Origin of the sequence: Pseudomonas sp. CCI3.1, from assembly GCF_034313985.1 — a bacterium.
GTDB lineage: Bacteria > Pseudomonadota > Gammaproteobacteria > Pseudomonadales > Pseudomonadaceae > Aquipseudomonas > Aquipseudomonas psychrophila.
In genome coordinates, this window is the sequence record NZ_JAVIWO010000001.1 from 1,571,136 (window position 1) to 1,594,886 (window position 23,751).

Genomic DNA, 23,751 nt, shown 5'->3' on the forward strand with positions numbered 1-23,751 from the left:
GAAGGCCAGATTCCCGATTCAATACACTCAACAGACGGACGAAGCAGCAAAGACTGCAAAACTTATAAACATTAAGGTCGCCGAATACGCCGACAACCCCCTGCAAGCGCGGCCATTGGCGACAAAGTTTTCACATGCACTTGGAGATACTTGAACACTTTGTGGCTGCTCATTCGTGAGACAGCCCCCATGTGTTGTGCCTCGATACCCGGCATTAACCCTTCAAGTTAGTTATCAGCTGGAGCGCTGTATGGGGATGTTTAAACGCAGCAACACGTCTGCGAAAGGATTTGACTGGGCGGGCCTTGGCTGGCTGTTCCTGTTCTTTTGGTATTTTTCCGGCATCACCCAGCTACTGATCCAACTGACCGGCACCTCCGGGTTTTCGGGGTTTCGCCAGGCCTTTGTGATGAGTGCCATTTGGTTGGCCCCGATGCTGATGTTTCCAAGACACACCCGGGTAATGGCAGCCGTTATTGGTGTCGTGCTGTGGGCTTGCTCGATGGCAAGCCTGGGCTACTTCTTTATCTATCAGCAAGAATTCTCGCAAAGCGTCATCTTCATCATGTTCGAATCGAACATCTCCGAAGCTGGCGAATACATGACCCAGTACTTCGCTTGGTGGATGGTGCTGGCATTCCTGGCCCATACCGCTTTCGCCGTGTTCCTGTGGTCGCGCCTGCGTCCGGTATACCTGCCCCCTGCGCAGGCCTGGGCCGCAGCAGTCGCCATTCTGGTAGCGGTTATTGGTTACCCGCTGATCAAGCAAACGATCAAGCACGATACCCTCGCCTCGGCCATGGAAAGCTTCGAAAGCCGAGTAGAACCCGCTGTGCCGTGGCAGATGGTCGTCGCGTATCGCCGTTACCTCGAGCAACTGGATAACATGCAAGGCATGCTGGCCAGCGCCAGCAAGATTCCGCCACTGACCAACCTCAAGGACAACGAAGCCGGAAGGCCGACCACATTGGTTCTGGTCATTGGCGAGTCGACCAACCGCCAGCGCATGAGCCTCTATGGCTACCCGCGCGAAACCACACCCAACCTCGATAAGCTGCGCGATCAACTGGCGATTTTCGACAACGTTATCACTCCGCGGCCTTACACCATCGAGGCCCTGCAACAAGTGCTGACGTTTGCTGACGAAGAAAACCCGGACCTGTACCTCAGCACGCCGTCACTGGTCAGCGTCATGAAGCAAGCCGGTTACAAGACCTTCTGGGTCACCAACCAGCAGACCATGACCAAGCGCAACACCATGCTTACCACCTTCTCCGAACAGGCTGATGAGCAGGTCTATCTCAACAACAACCGCAACCAGAACGCCCGCCAGTACGACGGGGATGTCATTGAACCGTTCAACAAGATCCTGGCCGACAGCGCACCGCGCAAACTGATCGTGATTCACCTGCTCGGCACTCATATGAGCTACCAGTACCGCTACCCGCCGACCTTCGACAAATTTGTCGACCGTACCGGCGTGCCCGTCGGGCTGACCGATGACCAGGTACCGACCTACAACAGCTATGACAACGCCGTCCTGTACAACGACTTTGTGGTGTCGAGCTTGATCAAGGACTTCGCAAAGACCGATCCCAACGGCTTTCTGCTGTACCTGTCCGACCACGGCGAGGATGTTTTCGACTCGGTCGGGCACAACACCCTGGGCCGGAACGAAGCCAAGCCGACAGCACCGATGTACACCATTCCGTTCATGGCATGGGCCTCGCCAAAATGGCGTGAAAGCCACACCTGGAATTTCGCCAGCGACCTTGGCCGCCCTTACAGCAGCTCGCAGTTTATCCATACCTGGGCCGATCTCGCGGGCTTGAGTGCCGACGAACTGGACGACAAAAAGAGCCTGGTCAGCGATCAGTTTGTCGCCCGCCCGCTGCTGATTGGCGATCCGTACTCGCGCCCACAAAAGGCCTTGATCGACTTCAGCCTGATCAAGCCGAAACCCCCGGCCGTAGGCAATGTTGCCAAGCAATAAACAACCCGCAGGGCGCCAATGGCGCCCTGCTCGTTTCCAGGCACACAGAAATAAATAATTCTCATTATCCTTAAAGCGCCGCCTTGTCATTCGTTTGAAGCACTAGACAACTTCATAACAACGACAAGGAGTCGGCAGCGATGTTCGCGCCATTTACCCGTTCCATGACCTTGACCCTAGGTCTTATCGGCACTGCAGTCAGCCCATCATTGTGGGCTGACACCGAGCAGGATGACGTAGAGAAAACCTCCCGTTCACTGGAACTGGGCAGTACCAGTGTCACCGCCCAGGGCCTGGGAGCCACCACCGAAAATACCGGTGCCTATACCACGGGCTCGACCAGTACCGCGACCAAACTCAACCTGAGCATTCGCGAAACCCCGCAGTCGATCTCCGTCGTCACTCGCCAGGAGATGGACGATTTCAACCTCAATACCCTGACCGAGGCCATGCGCCATACCACGGGGATTGTGGTTCAGCACAATGACTCGGACCGAGTCAGTTACTCGTCTCGCGGCTACACCATCTCCAATTTCCAGATTGACGGGATGCTCAATACGTTCAGTTTTATGAAAACTGATGCCGACACCATCATTTACGACCGCATTGAAGTAGTGCGTGGTGCCACCGGTCTGACCACCGGCGCAGGCGATCCGTCAGGCACCATTAACATGATCCGCAAACGCCCGACCCACGAATTGCAAGCCAAGGCCAGCGCCACGGGCGGCAGTTACGATGACTACTACAGCTATGTCGATGTGGGCGGCCCGCTGGCTTTCGACGGTCGCTTGCGCGGACGCACCGTACTGTCTTATCGCGACAGCAAATCGTTTCGCGATAACTACGCACTGAAGCGAGAAGTGGCCTACGGCATCCTGGAAGCCGACCTGACCGACACTACCATCCTGGCCGTAGGTTACGACTACCAGGACAAGCAGGTGCAAGGTTCGTCCTGGGGGACTACCCCCTATTGGACCGGCTCGGGCGAAAAAGCCAATTTTGGCCGTTCGACCAACCTGGCCACCTCCTGGAGTTCGTGGCCGATGAAGGACAAAACCGCCTTCGCCACCCTCGACCAGCAGCTGTCCAATGACTGGCACCTCAAAGCGGCCTACACCCATCGCACCAGTGATGCCGAAGGCAAGGTCTATTACGCAGGGGGCGGCTTCCCCAATGCCGATGGCACGGGCATGTCAGCCTATAGCAGCCATTTTATCGGCGAAGAAAAAATGACCGCCGTCGACGTCAACATCTCGGGCACTTACCCTTTGTTCGGGCGTGATCATGAGTTGATGGTGGGTTACGGCCAGGCCAAGAACGACAATACGTCGCCCTTGATGATTAACCTCAACTCAAAAACCTACGACACAATCGCGAACTGGCAGGACATGAGTTCGATTCCCAAGTATCAGGACTTTAATACCGGCATTGAAGGCAGCCAAAGCATCGTCAAACAAAAGTCAGGCTATCTGGCCACACGCTTTAACCTGACGGATGAATGGCATGCAGTGCTCGGTACCCGCTATGGCAGCTGGAAAAGCTCCAATGCCAACTCCGAGTTTGTTGAAGGCAATTCAGGCCCTCTCAACCACACGAAAGTCACCCAAACACAAAATGACATCATCACGCCATACGCGGGCTTGCTGTATGACTTCACTGAAGAATTGACGCTCTACGCGAGCTACACGGATATTTTCAAACCGACGACCAACAAGGGCGCAGGCGATGTGTATCTTGAGCCGGTGGTGGGCAGTAATTATGAGTTGGGTTTGAAGGGAAGCTTCCTGCAAGAGCGCCTTAATCTGTCGTCAGCCGTGTTCTGGAGCAAACAGGACAACGTGCCGGAAATCGACGATTCAGTCCCTCGCGGTCCCAAGGGCGAGGAATATTACAAATCAGGCGGCAAGGGTAACAAGATCAATGGCTTTGAGGTCGAATTAGCCGGTGAAGTCATGGATGATTGGAACATGGTCGCCGGTTACACCTACACCCATTCACGCAACGCCGCAGGGCAACGCATGAATACTGCGTCGCCTTTGAACCTGGTCAAGATCTCGAGCACTTACCGCCTGCCGGGTGAATGGAGTGCCATGACCGTGGGTGCCGCTGTCAACTGGCAAAGCGATATCTATCGCGCTGGCAACCGCCCTACCGGCGAGAAAAATGATAAAGGCAACCCGATCACCTTCAAGGAAGACATCACCCAAAAGTCCTACACCCTCGTCGACCTGATGGCCCGATATAAATTCGACGAACACGTGTCGGCGTCCTTGAACGTCAAGAACCTGTTCGATCAGAAGTATTACGAAAACGTCGGCTTCTATAACGGCGTGTTCTGGGGCGATCCGCGAACAGTGAGCGTCGGTCTGGAGTGGACGCTCTGAAGCGGGGTTTTATCCAGCAGTGTGGCGTGCCTGTGACGCTGATAACCCCGATTATTTGAAAGCCCGCGCTGATGCCATCGCGGGCAAGCCCGACTCCCACAGCGCTGGATGTCGCACTTGAGGCGTGTGCACGACAGAAACCCTGTGGGGCTCGCCGCCCTTACAAATACTTGTTCCAGAACATCATGCGTCCGTGAGCAGGGTCGAGTTGCCCATCGCTGAAACCAAACTTGCGATAGGACCCTTGTGCCACCGGGTTGCCCTCAAGCACTTCAAGGGTGATCTTGCAGCAGCCGCGCTCGCGGGCGATGTCTTCAACCTTGAGCAGCATTTTCTGGCTCAGGCCCAAACCACGAAACGAGTCCACCACCGACACATCATGTACGTTGACCAGCGGTTTGCCGGCAAAGGTCGAAAAACCTTCAAAACAGTTCACCAGACCTGCCGCCTCGCCATTGACGAACGCTAGCACGCTAAACGCATGAGGACGCCTCGCAAGCTCTGCTGGCAACTGCGCCAATACGTCCTGTGACAATGCTTCACCGCCCCCCATGGGGTCCTGGGCGTAGTGGTTCAACACGTCTCTCAGCGCCTGTGCATGAACCGGGTTTGTATAATCAGCTTGAACTACCACGACATCCGACATTACGCGCATCCCTCGACCCATCCTGGTGGCTGTTTATGAGAACGCCTGACCTTAGCGCGGCCCATGTTCAGCACACAAGTACCCACTTCAGGGTTGGAGCGATGAATCCAGCATCGACATCTGCGTGGCGAGCTGATTTGCAAAACTGTCGGCATCCGCATAGATCAGTACGTGGCGAAACTGCGAGTTGTCCATTCGAAACTCAGCTTCACCCACGATGCCCCCTCCGGCCATTTCCTGGCTGATCAGCAGCACGTCATACTCGTTGGTCCGGGCTGCTCTCAAGCTCACCAAGGCCTCAGGGCTGTACAAAGGTGCGATCCGGTAATAACCCAGAAGGTTGAGGGCCCTTTCCATTTTCAGAGCCTGATCAGGGTCAGTATCGGCAATCAATATGCGTAATGTTTTTGTTGGCATTTTGGCCTCGTCATTAATGAGACTCATCGGCTTGAGCATAACGATCCAGTTCGTCGGCCAATTGCTCCATGCTGTGGTGCAGCGCATCGACAGCAGCGGCAAGATCGTGTGGCTCTCCCGTCTTGCAAACCTCTTCCAATTGCTCGCAACACTCAATCAGTTTCGTGGCTTGAATGAGCCGGCCACCTCCTTTGATGCCATGTGCCAGAGCAGCCAGGCCCTCATAGTCATCCGTTACAAACAGCTCGATCAGGGCACCGAGGTCCTGGCGATTACTGATGGCCAGTTCAGAGAGCAACTTGTGAATCACCCCATCGTCACCCTGGCTCAGCTGTTTAAGATAAGTCAGATCAATCTCACCATCAGCCCCATCGACATAATTGTCTGACTCTCCCTGCGGTACACCTGCTGCCAGGCAGGCACTCAAATCCTTCAGGCTGATGGGTTTGAACAAACATTGATCCATCCCTGCTTCCCGGCAACGCTCAGCCTCTTCCGGTTGGGCGTTAGCCGTAAAACCAAAAATCTGACAGGGCGTGCGCCCCGACACGGCCTCCTCATACCGAACCGTCCGGGCCAGCTCATAGCCATCCATGACCGGCATGGAGCAATCTGTGATGACCACGTCAAAGTACCCCATTCGCCACGCCTTCAGTCCCAGCGACCCATTCTCGGCGTCGGTCACGCGGTGGCCCAGATAACTGAGTTGCTGGGCCAGCAGCATCCGGTTCGCCGGATAATCATCCACCACCAGCACATTCAACGAGCGTGTATTCCCGACTTCTTGCTGTTCGTCGTCGACAGCGATTTCTGCAGGTTCGAGTAATGGCACCGCCATCGTGATCTCAACCTGAGTACCGGTCCCGTCAACACTACTGAGGCGCAACTGCCCCCCCATCATTTCGCAGAGTTCACGGCTGATAACCAGGCCCAAACCTGAACCCGAACGCGCAGACTGGGTGTTGTTGCTGGCCTGAACAAAAGGGCTGAACAGTCGACGCTGGTCTTCGTCAGAAATGCCCACCCCCGTGTCCTCCACGCGCAAACAGACCGATGCATATTGCCCATCGTGATCGGGATGCAGGTTTAGCTTCAGGCGGACTGAGCCCTTGTTCGTGAACTTGATGGCATTGCTCAACACATTGGAGACGATTTGCTTGAAACGCATCGGATCGATCAACACATCAGTGTCCGACGCCACGCTCAACTGACACTCCAGGCTCAAGTGTTTCTGCCGCGCAAGACCATCGAACATCCGCGCTACAGCCTCAACCAGCGACTTGAGATTGCAACGCTTGGGACTCAAAGACAAATGACCGGATTCAATACGCGCGATATCCAGAATATCGCCAATCAAATCGAGCAGTTCGCGGGCTGAGACCGAAGCCACTTCAATTGCAAAACGATCCGTGATCCCCTGATCGGCTTTTTTCATGGCCAATTCAAGCATGCCGATGACAGCATTCATGGGGGTACGGATTTCGTGACTCATGGTGGCCAGGAATGTGGTCTTCGCCCGATTAGCCTCATCGGCACTTTGTTTGGCGACATTCAACTCGTTCATTAGCTGTTGGCGCTTGGCGATAACTCGCTGCAAATAGGTAATCCAGGCAATCGCCACCAGCAGCAAGGCCGCCGCAATGACGAATCCTTGAATAATTGCAGCACGATTTCGCAGCCAGTAACTCTCAACTACCGGTGTATCAGTGCGCCATCGGCTGGTCAGTTCACTCATTTCTCCAGGGGTAATACTCAACAACGCCTTACCCAGAATGGAGCTCAACTGCGGATCATTGCTGGCGGTGGCAAAACCGATCTGCTCGGGTTGCGTGCCCACTGTGCTGGTGATTTGCAGCTGTTGATTGAAGCGCCTCGAGACCAGATAACGGGCACTGACCAACGCACAGACCGCGGCTTCAGCCCGCCCCTGCGCCACCATGTTCAGGGCCGCAGGAGGGTTGTCAGCCTCCACCACCTGGATACCCGGATAGTTGCGTTCAATAAACTCGCGCAGTACGTTACCTCGCACCAATGCCACCCGCCGGCCCGACATTTCATCCAGGGTTTGCGGCACGTCAGAACCAATTCGGGTGATCAGCACAAAGGGGGTTGTGAGGTAAGGTCTGGTAAAGCGCAGTTGATTTTCTCGGGCGGTACCGCTCGTGATCCCTCCCAGCATCTGCGCCTTGCCCGAACTGACCAGCTCAATCCCCTCGGCCACCGTGCTCTCGCGAACCGCTTCGAACTCAAGCCCTGTGCGCGCACTGACATTGGTTAACAGATCAGCTATCAAACCTTTGAACGTGCCTTGCTCATCAAAGAATGACAACGGCACAAACTGATCATTGATCGCCACTTTTATTCTGGGGTGCATCGCCATCCAGCGTTGCTCGCCGGGACTGGGATTAAAGCGCCAGGGATTAGAGATTTGCGGCCCGTCGGAGCTCCAGCGCCGCAGGATTGTCATGCGCTCACTGGGCGGGATCACCGCCAGCGCCGCATTCACAACGCGCAGTAATCCGGGGTTATCGCGGCGTACTGCAAAAGAGAACGGGTTGTCTTCCAGCCGGGAGAAATCGGCCAGTTGCACGTTGTTCAGGTAGTTCTTGTGAATCAGGTAATTAGCACTAATAAAATCCCCGAGGTAGACGTCGGCCTGACCAAACGCCACGGCGCCGATCGCAGTCAGGGTTGAGGGATACAGCTGCAAGGTTGCCTTGGGGTAAAAATCCTTGACCTTTTGAGGCGGTAAATAGTGATCCAGCATGGCCACCCGCAACCCAGCCAGATCCACCGGCGGACGCTCGCGATTACTGATGCGCGTCACCAGCGCAGGCGAATCGTCTGCGTAGGCACGGCTTAGCACCAGCGCGGGATCTTGCGCCTCAAAACCATTGGAACTGCTCAACAAGTCCAGCTCGCCACGCTTGAGTGCGTCTATTGCCAGCGGTCTTGAGGGATAGCGTTTGACTTCAATCTCGACGTGAAGCAACTGCGACAACAACCCCGCATAATCGGCAGTCAAACCTTCAAAATCCTGGCCATTGACGGCCAGATCAAAAGGACCGTAGTCGGGAGCCGAGATACCAAGACGCAAGGGACCGTTTTGCCTGAGCCATTGCACGTCGGATGGCTCAAGTACCGCGCTGTACGCTTCAACACTCGAACGTCCCAGCAGGCGCAAGGTCTGCACCGATGTTTCAGCGGATGCATTGTGTTGACCGAGGACAAGCAGCAGCCCGACAAGTCCCAGACATACAAGGCTTTTCAATTAAATCAAATCATTGCGCTTGGCAAAATCTGCCAAATAAACGACTGACTTTATATTCAATTTTTCTATCAACCTCGCCTTGTAAGTACTGATGGTCTTACTGCTCAGGATCATGTCTTCAGCAATCTTCTTGTTACTCAAGCCACGGGCGAGCTGTTGCAATATGTAAAGTTCTCGAGCCGACAAATGCTGAATCAACTCTACATCGCTCATGTTTGCATCGCTGCTGCGTACCGAACTGGCCGCCAGATACGGAAAAAAGGTGTAACCATCCATGATTATTTTGACGGCCCTCAACAACTCCGTGAGGTCCTGGCTTTTAGTGATGAACCCTGCCGCACCGGCTTTCATGCACCGCTGGGAATAAAACAGCGGCGACTGGGACGTGAGCACCAGAATACGAGTGTCCAGCCCTGAAGCCCTGATTCGATTGATCACCTCCAGGCCATCAAGTCCTGGCATGGTGATATCCAGGACAATCAGGTCCACCTGATGCATACGCGCCAGTTGAACCGTGTCGGTTCCATTGGCCGCCTCAGCCACGACGTCATAACCCTGGCTTTCCATCAGTACTTTCATCGCTGACCGAATAAGTGAGTGATCATCCGCAATCAACACTTTCATACATGTAATCCTCCGCCAGTAAGCCGAGCATCCGCGTATATCAGGCACAAACATATCGTTTTGAATAGGTACAACAGGCGAAAGCCTGAAAAAAACGACCTAATGAATGATAGTGAAAGTATAGGACAGTTCTTACAGGCAACATCCCCAAAGTCCACAATATCTATGCGCAACATACCGAACCCCGTTCAAAATCGAGCCGGGGATGATCGTCAATCGAATTCGATCTACAAGAAGGGAAAACACCATCTGAGTTGTAGGTTTTTTCCCAAGATACGGATCCAAAAGCTGAATAAGCTTTTGGATCCTGTTACATGACGAAGTTAATACTTATTGCCATCCAAACTTGCGGATGTAAAACCCTTTTACTGCCTGGGTCAGCGCCATGTATGCCAGCAAAATCATGGGCAGGAACACAAAGTACAACCCCGGCAATGCCTCCAACTTGAAGTAGCCAGCCAACGGTCCCATAGGCAAGAAGATACCAACGGCCATGATGACCCCCGTCATCACCATCAACGGCATCGCTGCGCGGCTTTGAAGGAACGGGATTTTAGGCGTGCGAATCATGTGCACGATCAGGGTTTGGGTCAGCAGCCCGACCACGAACCAGCCCGACTGGAAAAGGGTCTGGTGCTCAGGTGTGTTGGCTTTGAACACGTACCACATCAGGGCAAACGTCAGGATGTCGAAGACAGAGCTTATCGGCCCGAAAAACAACATGAAACGCCCTACATCGGCAGGTTGCCAGCGCTGAGGTTTTTTCAGCATTTCCTCATCGACGTTATCGAAAGGGATGGCAATTTGTGACACATCGTAAAGCAGGTTCTGTACCAGCAAGTGCATCGGCAACATCGGCAAGAACGGAATAAACGCACTGGCGACCAACACCGAAAACACATTGCCGAAGTTCGAGCTGGCAGTCATTTTTATGTACTTGAGCATGTTGGCAAAGGTGCGGCGCCCCTCCAGCACGCCCTCCTCCAGCACCATCAGGCTTTTTTCCAACAGGATGATGTCAGCAGCCTCCTTGGCGATGTCTACCGCACTGTCCACCGAGATACCGATATCTGCCGTGCGCAACGCTGGGGCATCGTTGATCCCGTCGCCCATGAAGCCGACCACGTGACCATTGGCCTTGAGCAAACGCACGATACGTTCCTTGTGCGTAGGCGTGAGTCTGGCAAATACGTTGGTGGTTTCTACTGCCACCGCCAATTCGGCATCGCTCATGCGCTCAATGTCGTTGCCCATCAGCAGGCCTTGCTGCTCAAGACCCACCTCACGGCAGATTTTGGCCGTGACCAGTTCGTTATCACCGGTCAGAACCTTTACCGCAACGCCATGCTCGGCCAACGCTTTAAGCGCCGGCGCGGTGCTTTCCTTGGGAGGATCCAGGAATGCCACATAGCCAATGAGCGTCAGTGCCTGTTCGTCTGCCAGGCTATACGTGTCGCGCCCTGCGCTCATTGGCCGCGCCGCCACTGCCACGACCCGCAGCCCTTCCTCATTGAATTCGGCGGTGACCTGACGAATACGCGCCAGCAGTTCGTCACTCAGGGCTTCCTCCTGATCGCCATGGCGCACGGTGTTACACACTGCCAGCACTTCTTCGACGGCCCCCTTGCAGATCAACAGATGAGGCTGATCCTGCTGGGCCACCACCACCGACATGCGACGACGGGTAAAGTCGAACGGGATTTCATCAACCTTGCGCAAAGCCGTCCCCACGTTCAGCTCTCGATGAACCTCAACATGCTCAAGCACCGCAACGTCCAGCAGGTTCTTCAAGCCGGTCTGGTAGTAGCTATTGAGATAGGCCATTTCCAGCACATCGTCAGACTCTTGCCCCCATACATCAACGTGCCGGGCCAGGAAAATCCTGTCTTGGGTCAGGGTGCCGGTTTTGTCGGTACACAGCACATCCATCGCACCAAAGTTCTGAATCGCATCCAGGCGTTTGACGATGACTTTTTTACGCGACAGAAATACTGCGCCCTTGGCCAGGGTCGAGGTCACAATCATCGGCAGCATTTCCGGGGTCAACCCCACGGCCACCGACAACGCGAACAGCAAGGCTTCGGTCCAGTCCCCCTTGGTAAAACCATTGATGAACAGCACCAGTGGCGCCATCACAAACATGAAGCGGATCAGCAACCAACTGATGTTGTTGACCCCGGTCTGAAACGAAGTCGGACCACGGTCCGTGGCTCCGACACGCTGCGCCAGCGCGCCAAAGTAGGTGCTGTTACCGGTGGCCAGCACCACCGCCGTCGCCGCACCGGAAACCACGTTAGTGCCCATGAACACGATATTTTCCAGCTCCAGCGGGTTGCTGGTCTGGTTGTCAAACTGGCGGGAGAATTTCTCCACCGGCATGGACTCGCCCGTCATGGCGGCCTGGCTGACAAACAAGTCCTTGGCGCTGAGCACCCGGCAATCAGCCGGAATCATGTCCCCTGCCGACAACACAATCAGATCACCCGGCACCAGTTGCCTGATCGGTAACTCGATACGCTGCGCCCCCCGGATTTGCCGAGCCGCGCCAGAGAATTTGCCAAACATAGGCGAGGTGTCGGCACCGAAGTCACGGCGCATCACGGTGGCGGTATTACTCACCATTTCCTTGAGCCCATCAGCCGCCTTGTTGGATTTTGCCTCCTGCCAAAAACGCAGCACTGTCGACAACACCACCATGGTGCTGATCACCACAGCGGCCTGAACATCATCGGTGGCCAGAGACACCCCTGCGAGCAGGGTCAGCAGCAGGTTGAACGGGTTTTTGTAGCAATGCCATAAGTGCACCCAGCGACTGAGCGGCTGCTCGTGTTCAACTTCATTGAGGCCGTGTTGCTGACGCAGCGCATCAACCTCGGCATCACTCAGGCCGTCAGTGTGGGTACCCAGGTTGTCGATCAGTACCGCACTGTCACTGTTCGCGGCAGCCACCAGCGTCTGCGCCAGCGTGGGGGGAACTTCGCGACTGACCGTGGTGTTGGTCATGCTGTCGAGCAAGGCAAGGCGCCGAAAGTGCCGACCAAAGTGGCGGGTGCGCAGAAAGCCTGCGAAGAATTCCTTCAGGGAGAGTTTCATGGTGCTACTCCTGTATCGCCCGTGCTCACACCTGATCGTTGATTACGCAGGCGACCTTGATCTCGAACCGCACGGCAATGCGGGCCGATGCTGGCGCCAGAGCAAACACACATTTGAGAGTCCCGCAAAAGGCTTCACGATTGAGGTCAGAACTGACCGAATCAAAACGCCGGCAACTTACGCCCGACGTTTTAAAGAGTAAACCGTCGGGAAACTTCTATCTTGTGTATCGGAAAGTTCTTCAGGAATGGTTCAGTCAACGCACTGACGCGACTACAAATCCCCGGGCAGCTGTAACCTGCAAATCAACACATCACCGCCGCGCGTGACCGAGACCAACAGTTTGTACAACCGATGCCGTTCATGCGCGGCGCGCACTATTTTGGCAACCTTGCTGTCCGGATGGGCGAACAACTCTTTAGCAAGCTCCGACTCAACCCAGCTATCACCAAAGTGCAAACCTTTTTGGGTGTTATGCACTGCAATACTCTTCAGGGCGCCGCCCGGCCCCCGATAAGCGCTGAGCCTGGTCGCCGCCACATACACTTCACCGTTGGGGCCTGTGAATACCAGACCGAGTAATCCTCGGCTCAACACCGTCTCACGGCCTAAAAATGTATACCCTTTGCGGTTCAAGACAGTGCTCAGAAACGGGGTCATGGCCCCCGCTGCGGATAGCACTATGCTTTTGGGATTGCTCAGTATGGTTTTTACCTTCGTATGCATCTCGCTCTCCTCGGCAGTCAGAGGCATGAAGTGCAGGTAATTACCCGACACAAGCGCAGCATTGATGTTGAAACTATTGCCGCCCAACACCGACAGCGGAATCAACCCCTGTAGCTCATCGTAAATCGGCAACCCATCCGGGATCGGCAGCCCGTTGATTTTCGCTTCGACGATCCGTATCAGCGTTTCAACCGGCAACCCGTGGCGGTAGACATACTGCCTGGTCAATGTATCCAGCTCTACCAAACCGCGAGCCAAGAGAAGTTCAGGCACCGTATATTTGAGGATCTGATGCCCATAATTCGAAATATAACTCGAGACCTGCTGATCAGTAGCCGGTAGCGGCATTAACTGGCGTACCAAGGCGTCGAGCCTTGCCGAGAGATCCTTTTGCAGCACCTGGGCCGATAACAAACGCCATTCACCCATAAATTGAAAGGGGCCAGCCGGTTCCACCATCAATCCATCCTGCGTGCTGCCATCGGTTTTGATGATAGTGAAGCGATTTAGCGTCTGGTTGAACCGGGTCTCGTAAAAGTACCCGCCAATCGAAATATAGTCCCTCTCTACGGGGTGTTGGATGTGATAAATACCTTCAGGCGACAGTCTTCCGCAGACCTCGAGCGCCCCTTGTTCAAGAGCATTGGGTCGATACAGCGAGTTAAAACCGTCACCATCCGTGCCTGCCGCTACCAACAGATCGTTCTCTCCAATCACCACTCGATGCATCAACTCACTACCGCTGATCATGGCTGGGGTAACGGCAGGCTGTACCACATAGTCTTCCAGCCCCAAAGTGACTGGCACGCAAGCGGACAGGCAACGTGAAGAACCTGCCATGGGTTCGGCGGTAACGGCGCGAAACTTGTTAGCCCACTCGGGCTTGATGCCATCTCTTTGCACGTTCTTGGCAAACAGCTTATCGAGACCTGAGTTGACCGGAAAGTCGTAGTCCGCCAGTAATCCTTGCGCTATCTCCAGCGACATACCGCAATTGATCAGTATGGTCTCGGCCGTTTTCCCGCCGCCTGGTAGTCCGTAACCCGCAGCATAGAACCACTCACCGGCCTCGCTTCTGCGAACAGGCAGCCCCAGACGTTGCGTGAAAGGGTCTTGCAGATGCAATGCCTGGGCATTTTTGGGACGTGCGACACGATAGCTTTGGCCTTTTTGCACAATAAATTGCACGCCATCCTTGCGATAACTGCCCAGGTCGTACTTTCCAGTTAGCGCGCAACCCTCATGCGCAGTGAACGGGACCTCATAACCGCTGAAGTCCGGTGCCAGCATTGGTTTAGGTTCAGGATTGATAACCCGGGCCCCCCTGCCTTCATGACTCAGGGCTTGTCGAGCCTTCAAGGGCTGCATCAACCACTTGGTTTGCTCGTGATCCTGAGGCGCCACTCTTTCCCAGGGACTTGCTTTAACGCCGTCCTCACCAAACGAAGCGACGGTAACAAGCATGTCGGTCATGCACATTCCGATTTGCAATACCTGCTGCGCCACTTCATAAGCAGAGTGGGCAGTGTGCAGTGCCTTAAATGCCTGAACGATGTAATAAATATCAGCCGCCATGTTCAAACCCGGGACAAATGCCAACCAGGTGAAGAGCTTGGCAATCCTTTGCTGATGGTTGCGTTCGTTGCGCAGGCGTTCGCGCTTGGCGTTTGACTGAGACATCAAGCGCAGCACCTGGATAATGCGATCAGAGCGAGCGGTGCTCAGGCCTCTGCCCATATCGATTTCGCCTGCAAACGTTGCGCCGATCCAATCCTGCGGTGCATAGCCCGCGCCGTCCGCCAGATGTTCTTGTATATGCGCTGCTTGCTCTTCAGGCTCCGTGCGTTGCGCAAGATAGGCCAACCACTGCGGCTTGCTTCCCATCTCTGCCAATGCCGCGTTGGCCAACTCCAGACTGGGGTACATGACCAGGCTATTGCCGCCCGGGATACCGGGCAGATAGATCAGGGTCATATCCGAAAGCGTGTCACGAATGACCCGTACACCCGCGACCGAGGTCAAGCCATAACGTTCGACGACACTGCTGTAGGTGACATTTCCAACGGCGATATCCATGCCGCCCACCTTCAGGTCAGCCGCCTTGCGCGCCCCTATAGCGCGGCTGAACAAGGTTAGGGCCGATGGGTCCATTGATTGCTGGCGGGCCATCCAGAGCTCCAGCTCCAGCGTTTGGCGAAATGGCCGAACCATAAGTTGAATCCGCAAATCGCTGCCGGGGGCCTCGCTGACCTGGTTTTCCTCCAGGCAGGGCTTGCCGTAAAACACCTGGTTGATCTGCTGTTCGTACGCCCCGCTGATATCCAGGGCCGACATTACCCTCGTCAAGTACCCAACACTCAGGCGAGTCTTCCACTCAGGTTTCAAAACCTGCAGATGTTTGAGGCGCAGCGCTATTGATGGGTCATCCGGGTCCATATTTTCCAGGGCAAATTGCACCAGATTATAGGTGCGCACTCCTTGAGGGACTTGTGCCAGTTCAATCTGCGGCACGATGTTAGCGAAGGTAGGTAAATTCGCAGTCGGCAACGTGCTGATGATGTCCACATGATCCGGGAGGCTGAGCATGTCTGCCAACGGGTCCAATTCATCGTCAAAACCATCGTGTTTGAACTGCTCGCGTAGTTTCTGCGCAGCAAACTCATCGAGCGACGGCAAATGCTTGAACAGATAACGTTCAATAGCCAGCAGGTTTTCATTGATCTGCCTGGTCCGACGCGCGTAGTCGACCTGAACCTCGTTAGTCTCTAAAAGTAGCCACGGCGCAAGTTGCTGCTTAAGCAATTGAGCCTGGCGCATTAATAGAATGTGATCAAATGCCTGTTTGCGTGCCGCGTGCTCGTGTACTTGCAATACCAACGCACTGGTCTGGCCCAATATGCCCAGCGTTGCCTGCCGGTCGGCGCCAGCAATCACCAGCACATTGTTTTTTATCGCCTGCATGCTTTTCTTGTGGGCCTTGATTTGCGCTTTAACGCTGAACTCAATAATACCGAGGGTGATTTCGCTCAATTGCAGCTCAACTCGGACTGACTCAGGCACCGTTTCAATCCATGCGCGTGCTGCAGCCTGCTCCTCCAGCGCAACCGTCGACCACAGCGAACAATCGGAACATCGGAACAGGGTCTGGCCCACATGCTCCTGTAATTGCGCCAATGATCTGAACTTGACCAAACCGCCGTCCTGACCTGGAACAAACAACAGTGCTGGCCCTGCGAGCGATGGCGTGAGCAATCCCTGGCGAGAGGTAATGGCGAAACTCCCGACCAAGGCAAATGGCTGCTGTGCGGTACCTATGGCAATCGCCACCACACGCAGATCTGTAGCGCTGTCATGTCCCACGATATTAAGTTTCAACGCTTGAGTCAGTAGGGTGAAGTCCGCAGCGCCCAGCTGTTTGTGCAGGACTTGCAGCTGACCTTCAATCAGCAAGGCCTGACTGCGACTGGCAATCAAGCGACTCTGCGGCGAACCCTGACCTGCATCGCTGGTCAACAGATCGGCATTATCACGTTGCGTCACTGTTAATAAATCCTTCAAGCACGTTAACGACAGGGCGCGCTCGGCCTGCAATGCGGTTTGATACTTCACAAAAGCAATGAATGCCGCAGTATCTTCAGCCAATTGACCAGGCCTCAACAGCTGCAAAATACTGTGCTCGTAGAGCTCGATTTTTTCTTGGCGAATACGCAATGCCAGCTCAGGCGCCAAGCTGCCAAACGAAATATCGTCCTCATGCCAACGTGCGTGACCGCGCGCAAGCTCGGCCAGCACCTCAGTTAAATCAGCCGGCAGGCTTTTACCTGCCACTTCGCGGCGCCACTGCTCAGTGGTCTGGGCGTAACTCAAGGCAACACCACTAAGGTCTGTCGCCAACAGAATCGCCTCCCCGGTTTGCAATGCAGGACTAAGGGTTACCGCACAGATGAGCTCGTTGGTGTGCTGGGTGAACACGCTCGCGCGGGCGCTGTGTTCGAAAATATCACCTGCAACCGCTTTATAGTCGAGATGCTCAAGCGGTAGCCGGGCGCCCGAGCCATACAGCGTTGAGCGACTGTGATAGGGCAGCAGCTGCCATAACAACCAGCCTGGCTGCGCACCGCTGTCGATCCAGCGCACCATCTGCGCCCATAACCGAGAGCGCGAAGTGAATTCGAATAGCTCCGTGCCCATACCCGGCACAAACAGCAGCTCGCGGGAGTTCTGCTCAGCGTCACGTCCATGGATCACAAATGCCCCCTTAAACACCACACCACCGCCATTGCCATGGGTCTGGCCATTGGCCCAAGCAATTTCACTGACCTGCAAATTACTGACTTCACCCCCCGCATCCATACGCTTCTGATCGGTTGGCGCATCGACTACCTGTAACCACGTTTCAAGCCCCTCTTCGCTCAACTGCCCAGACGCCTGAGCCAACAGCGCGCGGGTTTTGATCGAGACGCGGCGTAACTCGGCCACATGCTCGCAACAACTCACGCTTTGGCCTTGAGCAAGACCCTGCCAATAGTCGCGAACCGTCAGGTTGAAGCGGTCTTTAAGGTTGAGTGAGTCGAGTTGGTTCAAGATCTGAGCAGGACTCAGAGCAACAGGCTTGCTCGACGCGCCCGAGTCGTCGTTCAGACTGACTGCCTGATTGATATCGCCAGTAATGAAGTCGTCGCGCAGGCTCTCGACGGCAATCTGAGTCAAGGTCAACGTAACCGGTGCATCCGGTTGCAACGCACTGGTCCAGGTCAGTTTATCGGGATCACAATTTAAGGCCTGCGACACCTGTGCATGCACGACCTGATACAGCGTTGGCGCTGCGCTAAATAGGGCCTGGGACTCGGCCAGCGCGTGCTGGTTCAAGGTAACTGCCGCTTGCAGTTGATTGAGCAGCTCGCCTGGATACGCCGCCTCCTCAATCGCCCTCCCCAATTCGATCGATAACCGCTCGCGACGGGTCAGTTTGGCGGGCAAAGCAGAAGGCAGATAAGTCGTAAAAGACGTGTTGGGAAAAGTCATGACGCTCACTTTCTAAAGAAAAGAGCGCCCAGTACAACAGCGGGGCATTGGCCAAACGTGTTACTTAGTTAGGTCTTAGTGCACGACTCAGGCGTTGTCCCACTGCCGAATCCGAATCCGGCAGTGCTTCATGGCGTTGACGATGTGCTTCTCGACCACGCTGCGCGACACCCCCAGGCGCTCGGCAATTTCAAGGTGAGACAAGCCCTCCAGCTTGCGCAGCAAAAAACATTCACGGCACGGCGCAGGCAGTTCGGCCAACGCTTTCTGGATCATATCCAGTCGCTGGCTCTGGTCCATCAGGACCTGCGGCGAGGGACTGAAAAAACGCTCTTCTCCGTCGAGCACTTCCAGCGGCTCGGACTGGCGCAGGGTGCTGCGCCGATGTCCATCAATCACCAGGTTGAGTGCCGTGCGATACAAAAATGCACGCGGCTGTTCAATCGGCTCGCCACTGGAGCGCTCCAGCACTCGCACATAAGCGTCATGCACCACATCTTCGGCCGCCTGGGCATTACCCAGCCTGGCACTCAAAAAGCCCACCAGTTCTCGATAGTAGTTTTCCAACAGGACTCCAGGCCGCGACGGCAGCGGCAACACTCCATGAGCGCAGAAACAGATCTAATGGGATAGCGGCATGATGATGGCATTTGTGCGGATGTAATTTATAGTAATTCTCATATAGATTTAAAGCCCGCACGCTTAAACATTTCCGAAATATTCAGTTACAGACGCTCCAACCATTACCTAAATCCCTCGCCAAATCATTCGTTTACTCAACAGCTCCCCGTCTCTGTAGCGCTGGCGACAGCGTTTGTCTCTGGGTATTGGACCCTGACGGCATGACGACGGGTCGATATTCATTGCTCGGAACCCCGTATGAAACGCCCTCGACAGACCCGCCGTGCGCTGCTTGTCACCTTGTGCTTATTGCTTGTCGCGACCGTCACAGCCTGGGCTTTGCTGACCCCGGGACGGGACGCGTATGACACCGTTCCTGTCACCCGGGGCGATATTGAAAGCAGCGTGACCGCGCTTGGTACCTTGCAACCCCGGCAATACGTCGACGTGGGCGCGCAGGCTTCGGGGCAAATTCATAAAATCCACGTGGACGTTGGCACTGAAGTCAAAGAGGGACAGCTGCTGGTGGAGATCGACCCTTCCACCCAAACCGCCAAGCTCGATGCCAGCCGCTTTGCCATCGAAAATCTCAAGGCTCAGTTGCAGGAACAACGGGCCCTGCATGACCTGGCAAAGCAAAAACTCCAGCGCCAGCTACATCTGGCCAAAGGCGGCGCCACCCGCGAAGAGGATGTTCAAGCCGCCCGTGCTGAAGTTCGTACCACCCAGGCCCGGATCAACATGTTCGAGGCTCAGATCAGTCAAGCCCGGGCCAGCTTGCGCAGTGACGAAGCCGAGCTGGGATACACGCGCATCTATGCGCCCATGTCCGGCACGGTGGTGGCACTGGATGCCCGAGAAGGTCAGACCCTGAATGCCCAACAACAAACACCGCTGATACTGCGCATCGCCAAACTCTCCCCCATGACGGTCTGGGCCGAAGTATCGGAAGCTGATATCGGCCACGTCAAACCCGGCATGCCCGCCTGGTTCACCACCTTGAGTGGTGGTAACAGGCGCTGGAGCAGCACTGTGCGACAAGTCTTGCCCGTACCGCCAAAACCCCTCAACGAGACCAGCCAGGGCGGCGGCAGCCCCGCCAGTAAAAGCGGCAGCGCCCGCGTGGTGCTGTACACCGTGCTGCTGGATGTCGACAACAATGATCAGGCACTGATGCCCGAGATGACCACCCAGGTATTTTTCGTCGCCGATCAGGTCAGGGATGTGCTGCTGGCCCCTATCGTCGCGTTGCAGGGCACCCCTGAAGACAACCGCCAGACCGCTCACATCGTGACCCAAAACGGCAAAGTCGAGCCGCGCGAAATCCGTACCGGCCTCAGCGACCGTTTGCGCGTGGAGATCATCGACGGTTTGAATGAAGGCGATCACCTGCTGATCGGCCCCGCCACCGGGAACGGAGGTTAAATGCCCACTCCCCTGATTGACCTGCAGGATATCCGCAAGGTCTACGGCGGTACCGATACTCCCGAAGTTCACGTGCTCAAGGGCATCAACCTGTCGATCCATGCCGGTGAGTTTGTCGCCATCGTCGGCGCTTCGGGCTCAGGCAAGTCAACCCTGATGAACATCCTGGGCTGCCTCGACCGCCCGACCTCGGGTCGCTACCTGTTTGCGGGCGAAGACGTCGCCCACCTCGACAGTGACGAACTGGCCTGGCTGCGCCGCGAAGCCTTTGGTTTTGTGTTCCAGGGCTACCACTTGATCCCCTCGGCCTCGGCCCAGGAAAACGTCGAAATGCCGGCCATCTATGCCGGTACCCCGGCCGCCGAACGCCACGCCCGAGCCGCCGCCCTGCTCGACCGCCTGGGCCTGGCCGAGCGCACCGCCAACCGCCCGCATCAATTGTCCGGGGGCCAGCAACAGCGGGTGTCGATAGCGCGCGCCTTGATGAACGGCGGGCACATCATTCTCGCTGACGAACCCACCGGCGCGCTCGACAGCCACAGTGGCGCCGAGGTCATGACCTTGCTCGACGAACTGGCGAACCAGGGTCATGTCGTCATCCTGATTACCCATGATCGTGAGGTGGCTGCACGGGCCAACCGGATCATCGAGGTACGCGATGGCGAAGTGATCAGCGACAGCGCCAACGGCAAGCAATCACCCGCTACCGAGAACCCCGACGCCTTGCAGGCCATCGACTTGCGCAAGCGCCTGAGCGAAGGCAGCGAAGCACGCGGGGCCTGGAAGGGTGAACTGGTGGATGCGGTTCACGCCGCTTGGCGGGTGATGTGGATCAACCGTTTTCGCACTGCCCTGACCCTGCTCGGCATCGTCATCGGCGTGGCTTCTGTGGTGGTCATGCTGGCGGTCGGTGAAGGCAGTAAACGCCAGGTGATGGCTGAAATGGGCGCCTTCGGTTCAAACATTATTTACCTCAGCGGCATGCCACCCGGACCGAGGGCGCCGCTGGGCATCATCACCCTCAATGACGTGGCCGCCCTGTCGACCTTGCCGCAGGTCAAGATGATCATGCCTATCAATGGCGCCGAAATTGGCGTGCGTTACGGCAACGTCGATCACACCCTGTACACCGGTGGCAATGGCATCGACTTTTCGGCCATTTTCAACTGGCCGGTCGTGCAAGGCAGCTTCTTCACCCAGGCCGATGAAAACGCTGCGGCCGCCGTGGCCGTCATCGGAAAAAAGGTGCGCGATAAAGTCCTCAAGGATGTGCCCAACCCGATCGGCCAGTACATCCTGCTCGAAAACGTACCGTTTCGCGTGGTCGGCGTCCTGGCCGAAAAAGGTGCCAGCTCCGGTGACTCGGACAGTGACGCGCGCATCGTGGTGCCGTACTCAGCTGCCAGCGTGCGCCTGTTCGGCAGCCACAATCCGGAATACGTCGTTATCGCGGCGGCGGATGCCAGCAGGGTTCAGCAAGCCGAAAAGGCCATTGAGCAGCTGATGCTCACGCTGCACCACGGTATCCGTGACTTCGAAATCACCAACAATGCAGCGATGATCCAGGCAGAAGCCAAAACCCGTAACACCCTGTCGTTGATGCTGGGTTCAATTGCCGCCATCTCGCTACTGGTCGGCGGCATCGGCGTGATGAACATCATGCTCATGACGGTGCGCGAGCGTACCCGCGAAATCGGGATTCGCATGGCCACCGGCGCCCGCCAGCGCGACATCCTGCGCCAGTTTTTGACCGAGGCCCTGATGCTGTCGGTGGTGGGCGGCCTGGCCGGTATCACCCTGGCCTTTATCGTCGGCGGGATGCTGTTGCTGTGCGATGTAGCCGTGGCGTTCTCCCTGACCGCCGTACTCGGTGCTTTTGGTTGCGCACTGGTAACCGGCGTTATTTTCGGCTTTATGCCGGCCCGCAAAGCTGCCCGGCTAGACCCGGTCACGGCCCTTACCAGTGAATGATCTATTGATGAAGCCGTCCTTGAGCCTGTTGACCCTGTGCCTGCTGTTGGGCGCGTGCAGCCACTCCACTCCTGATGACCACAACGACGTGATTGCCCCAGCGACCTGGCAGTCGGCACCGGGGCAAGCCCGCCATCAGATCAACCAGCAATGGTGGCAACAGTTTGGCAGCACCGACCTGGAGCATCTGGTCAACCAGGCGCGGCTCGGTAGTTACGATTTGGCCGCTGCAATGGCGCGGGTGCAGCAAGCCCGGGCTTCTGCTGTCATTGCCGGCGCACCGTTACTGCCCGAAGTCACCTTGGGCAGCAACGCCAATCGCGAAAAACTCCTGCGCGGCAAAGGCTACAGCCAACTGGAGGCTCGCGACGACAACCAGGCGGCGGACTATTTCGACACCCGCCTGAGCGCCAGTTATGAGGTGGATTTCTGGGGTGGCAAAGCGGCGGCCCACGACAGCACACTGCAGACCCTCAAGGCCAGCGAGTTTGACCGGGACACCGTCGAACTGACCCTGCTCAGCAGCGTCGCCAACAGCTACGTCCAAGCCCTGGCACTTGATGAGCAACTGCGCATTGCCCGACTCAATCTGGCCAATGCGCACAGCGTATTGCACGTCGTGCAGACCCGTCATGATGCGGGTTCGGCAACGGCCCTGGAACTGGCCCAACAAAAAAGCCTGGTTGCCAGTCAGCAGCGGCAAGTCCCACGGGTTGAGCAACAGACCCGGGAAGCGCGAATCACCCTCGCCGTCCTGCTTGGCCAACCTGTACAAAATCTGACACTGGGCGATACGCCTTTCACACGGTTGCATTGGCCTGCCATTGGCGGCGGATTGCCCAGTGAATTACTGAGCCGGCGCCCGGACATCGCGAGCGCCGAAGCCAAGCTGGTCGCAGCACGGGCCGATATCACCGTTGCCCGTGCGGCCATGTTGCCAAACCTGACCCTGAGCGCCAGCCTGGGCTCCGGGGCAGATCACTTTAGCGATGTCCTGCGCAGCCCGTTCTACACCCTCACCGCCGGACTGATAGCGCCGATTTTCAACAATGGTCGCCTCGGCGCCGAGCGCGACAAAGCCACCGCCCGCCAACAAGAACTGCTGCAAACCTATAGGGCTAGCATCATCAGCGCGTTTGCCGACGTCGAAAAAGCCCTCAACAGCGCCAACGGCCTGGACCAGCAACGCCAATGGCAGGATGAAGAACTCAAGCAGGCACAACGGGCCTTCGACATTGCGCAAGACCGCTACAAGGCCGGTGCCGAGATGCTGCTTACGGTACTGGAAACCCAGCGCACGCTGTATCAGGCCCAAGACCAGTACGTACAACTGCGCCTTGCGCGACTGCAAGCCAGTATTGCGTTGTACAAGGCACTCGGGGGCGGCTGGGGCACTTATGCACTGGACAACAGCCATGCTACTGCACCCGTAGCAGCTGCCGTAGGAACGAGGCTGCGTCCGAGCGCGAAGCGGTCGTAAAATCTAAGTCCGTAGGCGTATCCAGTGCAACGCATTTACTGATTTTACGATTGCTGCGCAGCCGGACGCAGCCTC

The 23,751-nt window shown here is 56.3% G+C and carries 12 protein-coding genes; 5 read left to right on the plus strand and 7 right to left on the minus strand.

Annotated elements, in window-relative coordinates:
* Nucleotides 1-250 precede the first annotated feature (250 nt).
* Nucleotides 251-1,993, plus strand: coding sequence for a phosphoethanolamine transferase CptA (locus RGV06_RS07225; RefSeq protein WP_046810363.1), 1,743 nt, complete (start codon nt 251-253; stop codon nt 1,991-1,993).
* 140 nt (nt 1,994-2,133) lie between these two features.
* The gene (locus RGV06_RS07230) at nt 2,134-4,377 is read left to right on the plus strand and encodes a TonB-dependent siderophore receptor (RefSeq protein ID WP_019828337.1); all 2,244 of its coding nucleotides are present in this window, start codon (nt 2,134-2,136) and stop codon (nt 4,375-4,377) included.
* A gap of 160 nt (nt 4,378-4,537) precedes the next feature.
* Here the strand turns inward: RGV06_RS07230 and RGV06_RS07235 are convergent, their stop codons facing one another.
* The 7 genes from RGV06_RS07235 to RGV06_RS07265 all read right to left on the minus strand — a co-directional run bounded on the left by RGV06_RS07235 (nt 4,538) and on the right by RGV06_RS07265 (nt 18,746).
* Nucleotides 4,538-5,023: a GNAT family N-acetyltransferase gene (locus RGV06_RS07235; protein ID WP_019828338.1), complete on the minus strand. Its 486-nt coding sequence runs from the start codon at nt 5,021-5,023 to the stop codon at nt 4,538-4,540.
* Between the two features lie 87 nt (nt 5,024-5,110).
* Complete coding sequence (locus tag RGV06_RS07240) at nt 5,111-5,479, minus strand: hypothetical protein (protein ID WP_019828339.1); 369 nt, start codon at nt 5,477-5,479, stop codon at nt 5,111-5,113.
* Complete coding sequence (locus RGV06_RS07245) at nt 5,454-8,711, minus strand: transporter substrate-binding domain-containing protein (RefSeq protein WP_322149713.1); 3,258 nt, start codon at nt 8,709-8,711, stop codon at nt 5,454-5,456. The genes RGV06_RS07240 and RGV06_RS07245 overlap by 26 nt, the downstream gene beginning before the upstream one ends.
* Nucleotides 8,712-9,335 (minus strand): response regulator transcription factor, encoded by a 624-nt coding sequence (locus tag RGV06_RS07250; RefSeq protein WP_019828341.1) that lies wholly within the window; start codon nt 9,333-9,335, stop codon nt 8,712-8,714. It lies immediately after the preceding gene.
* Between the two features lie 330 nt (nt 9,336-9,665).
* Complete coding sequence (gene mgtA, locus RGV06_RS07255) at nt 9,666-12,428, minus strand: magnesium-translocating P-type ATPase (RefSeq protein WP_046810856.1); 2,763 nt, start codon at nt 12,426-12,428, stop codon at nt 9,666-9,668.
* Nucleotides 12,429-12,701: 273 nt separating this feature from the next.
* On the minus strand, nt 12,702-18,179 hold the full coding sequence (locus tag RGV06_RS07260) for a dermonecrotic toxin domain-containing protein (RefSeq protein WP_322149714.1): 5,478 nt from the start codon (nt 18,177-18,179) through the stop codon (nt 12,702-12,704).
* An 87-nt stretch (nt 18,180-18,266) separates the two neighbouring features.
* The gene (locus RGV06_RS07265) at nt 18,267-18,746 is read right to left on the minus strand and encodes a sigma-70 family RNA polymerase sigma factor (RefSeq protein ID WP_019828345.1); all 480 of its coding nucleotides are present in this window, start codon (nt 18,744-18,746) and stop codon (nt 18,267-18,269) included.
* Between the two features lie 312 nt (nt 18,747-19,058).
* On the opposite strand from RGV06_RS07265, the gene RGV06_RS07270 reads away from it, so the two are divergent.
* The 3 genes from RGV06_RS07270 to RGV06_RS07280 are packed head-to-tail and all read left to right on the plus strand — an operon-like array spanning nt 19,059 to nt 23,676.
* Nucleotides 19,059-20,225, plus strand: a complete 1,167-nt coding sequence (locus RGV06_RS07270; protein WP_322149715.1) for an efflux RND transporter periplasmic adaptor subunit — start codon at nt 19,059-19,061, stop codon at nt 20,223-20,225.
* Nucleotides 20,226-22,196 (plus strand): MacB family efflux pump subunit, encoded by a 1,971-nt coding sequence (locus RGV06_RS07275; RefSeq protein WP_322149716.1) that lies wholly within the window; start codon nt 20,226-20,228, stop codon nt 22,194-22,196.
* Nucleotides 22,197-22,203: 7 nt separating this feature from the next.
* The gene (locus tag RGV06_RS07280) at nt 22,204-23,676 is read left to right on the plus strand and encodes an efflux transporter outer membrane subunit (RefSeq protein WP_322149717.1); all 1,473 of its coding nucleotides are present in this window, start codon (nt 22,204-22,206) and stop codon (nt 23,674-23,676) included.
* Nucleotides 23,677-23,751: the final 75 nt, after the last annotated feature.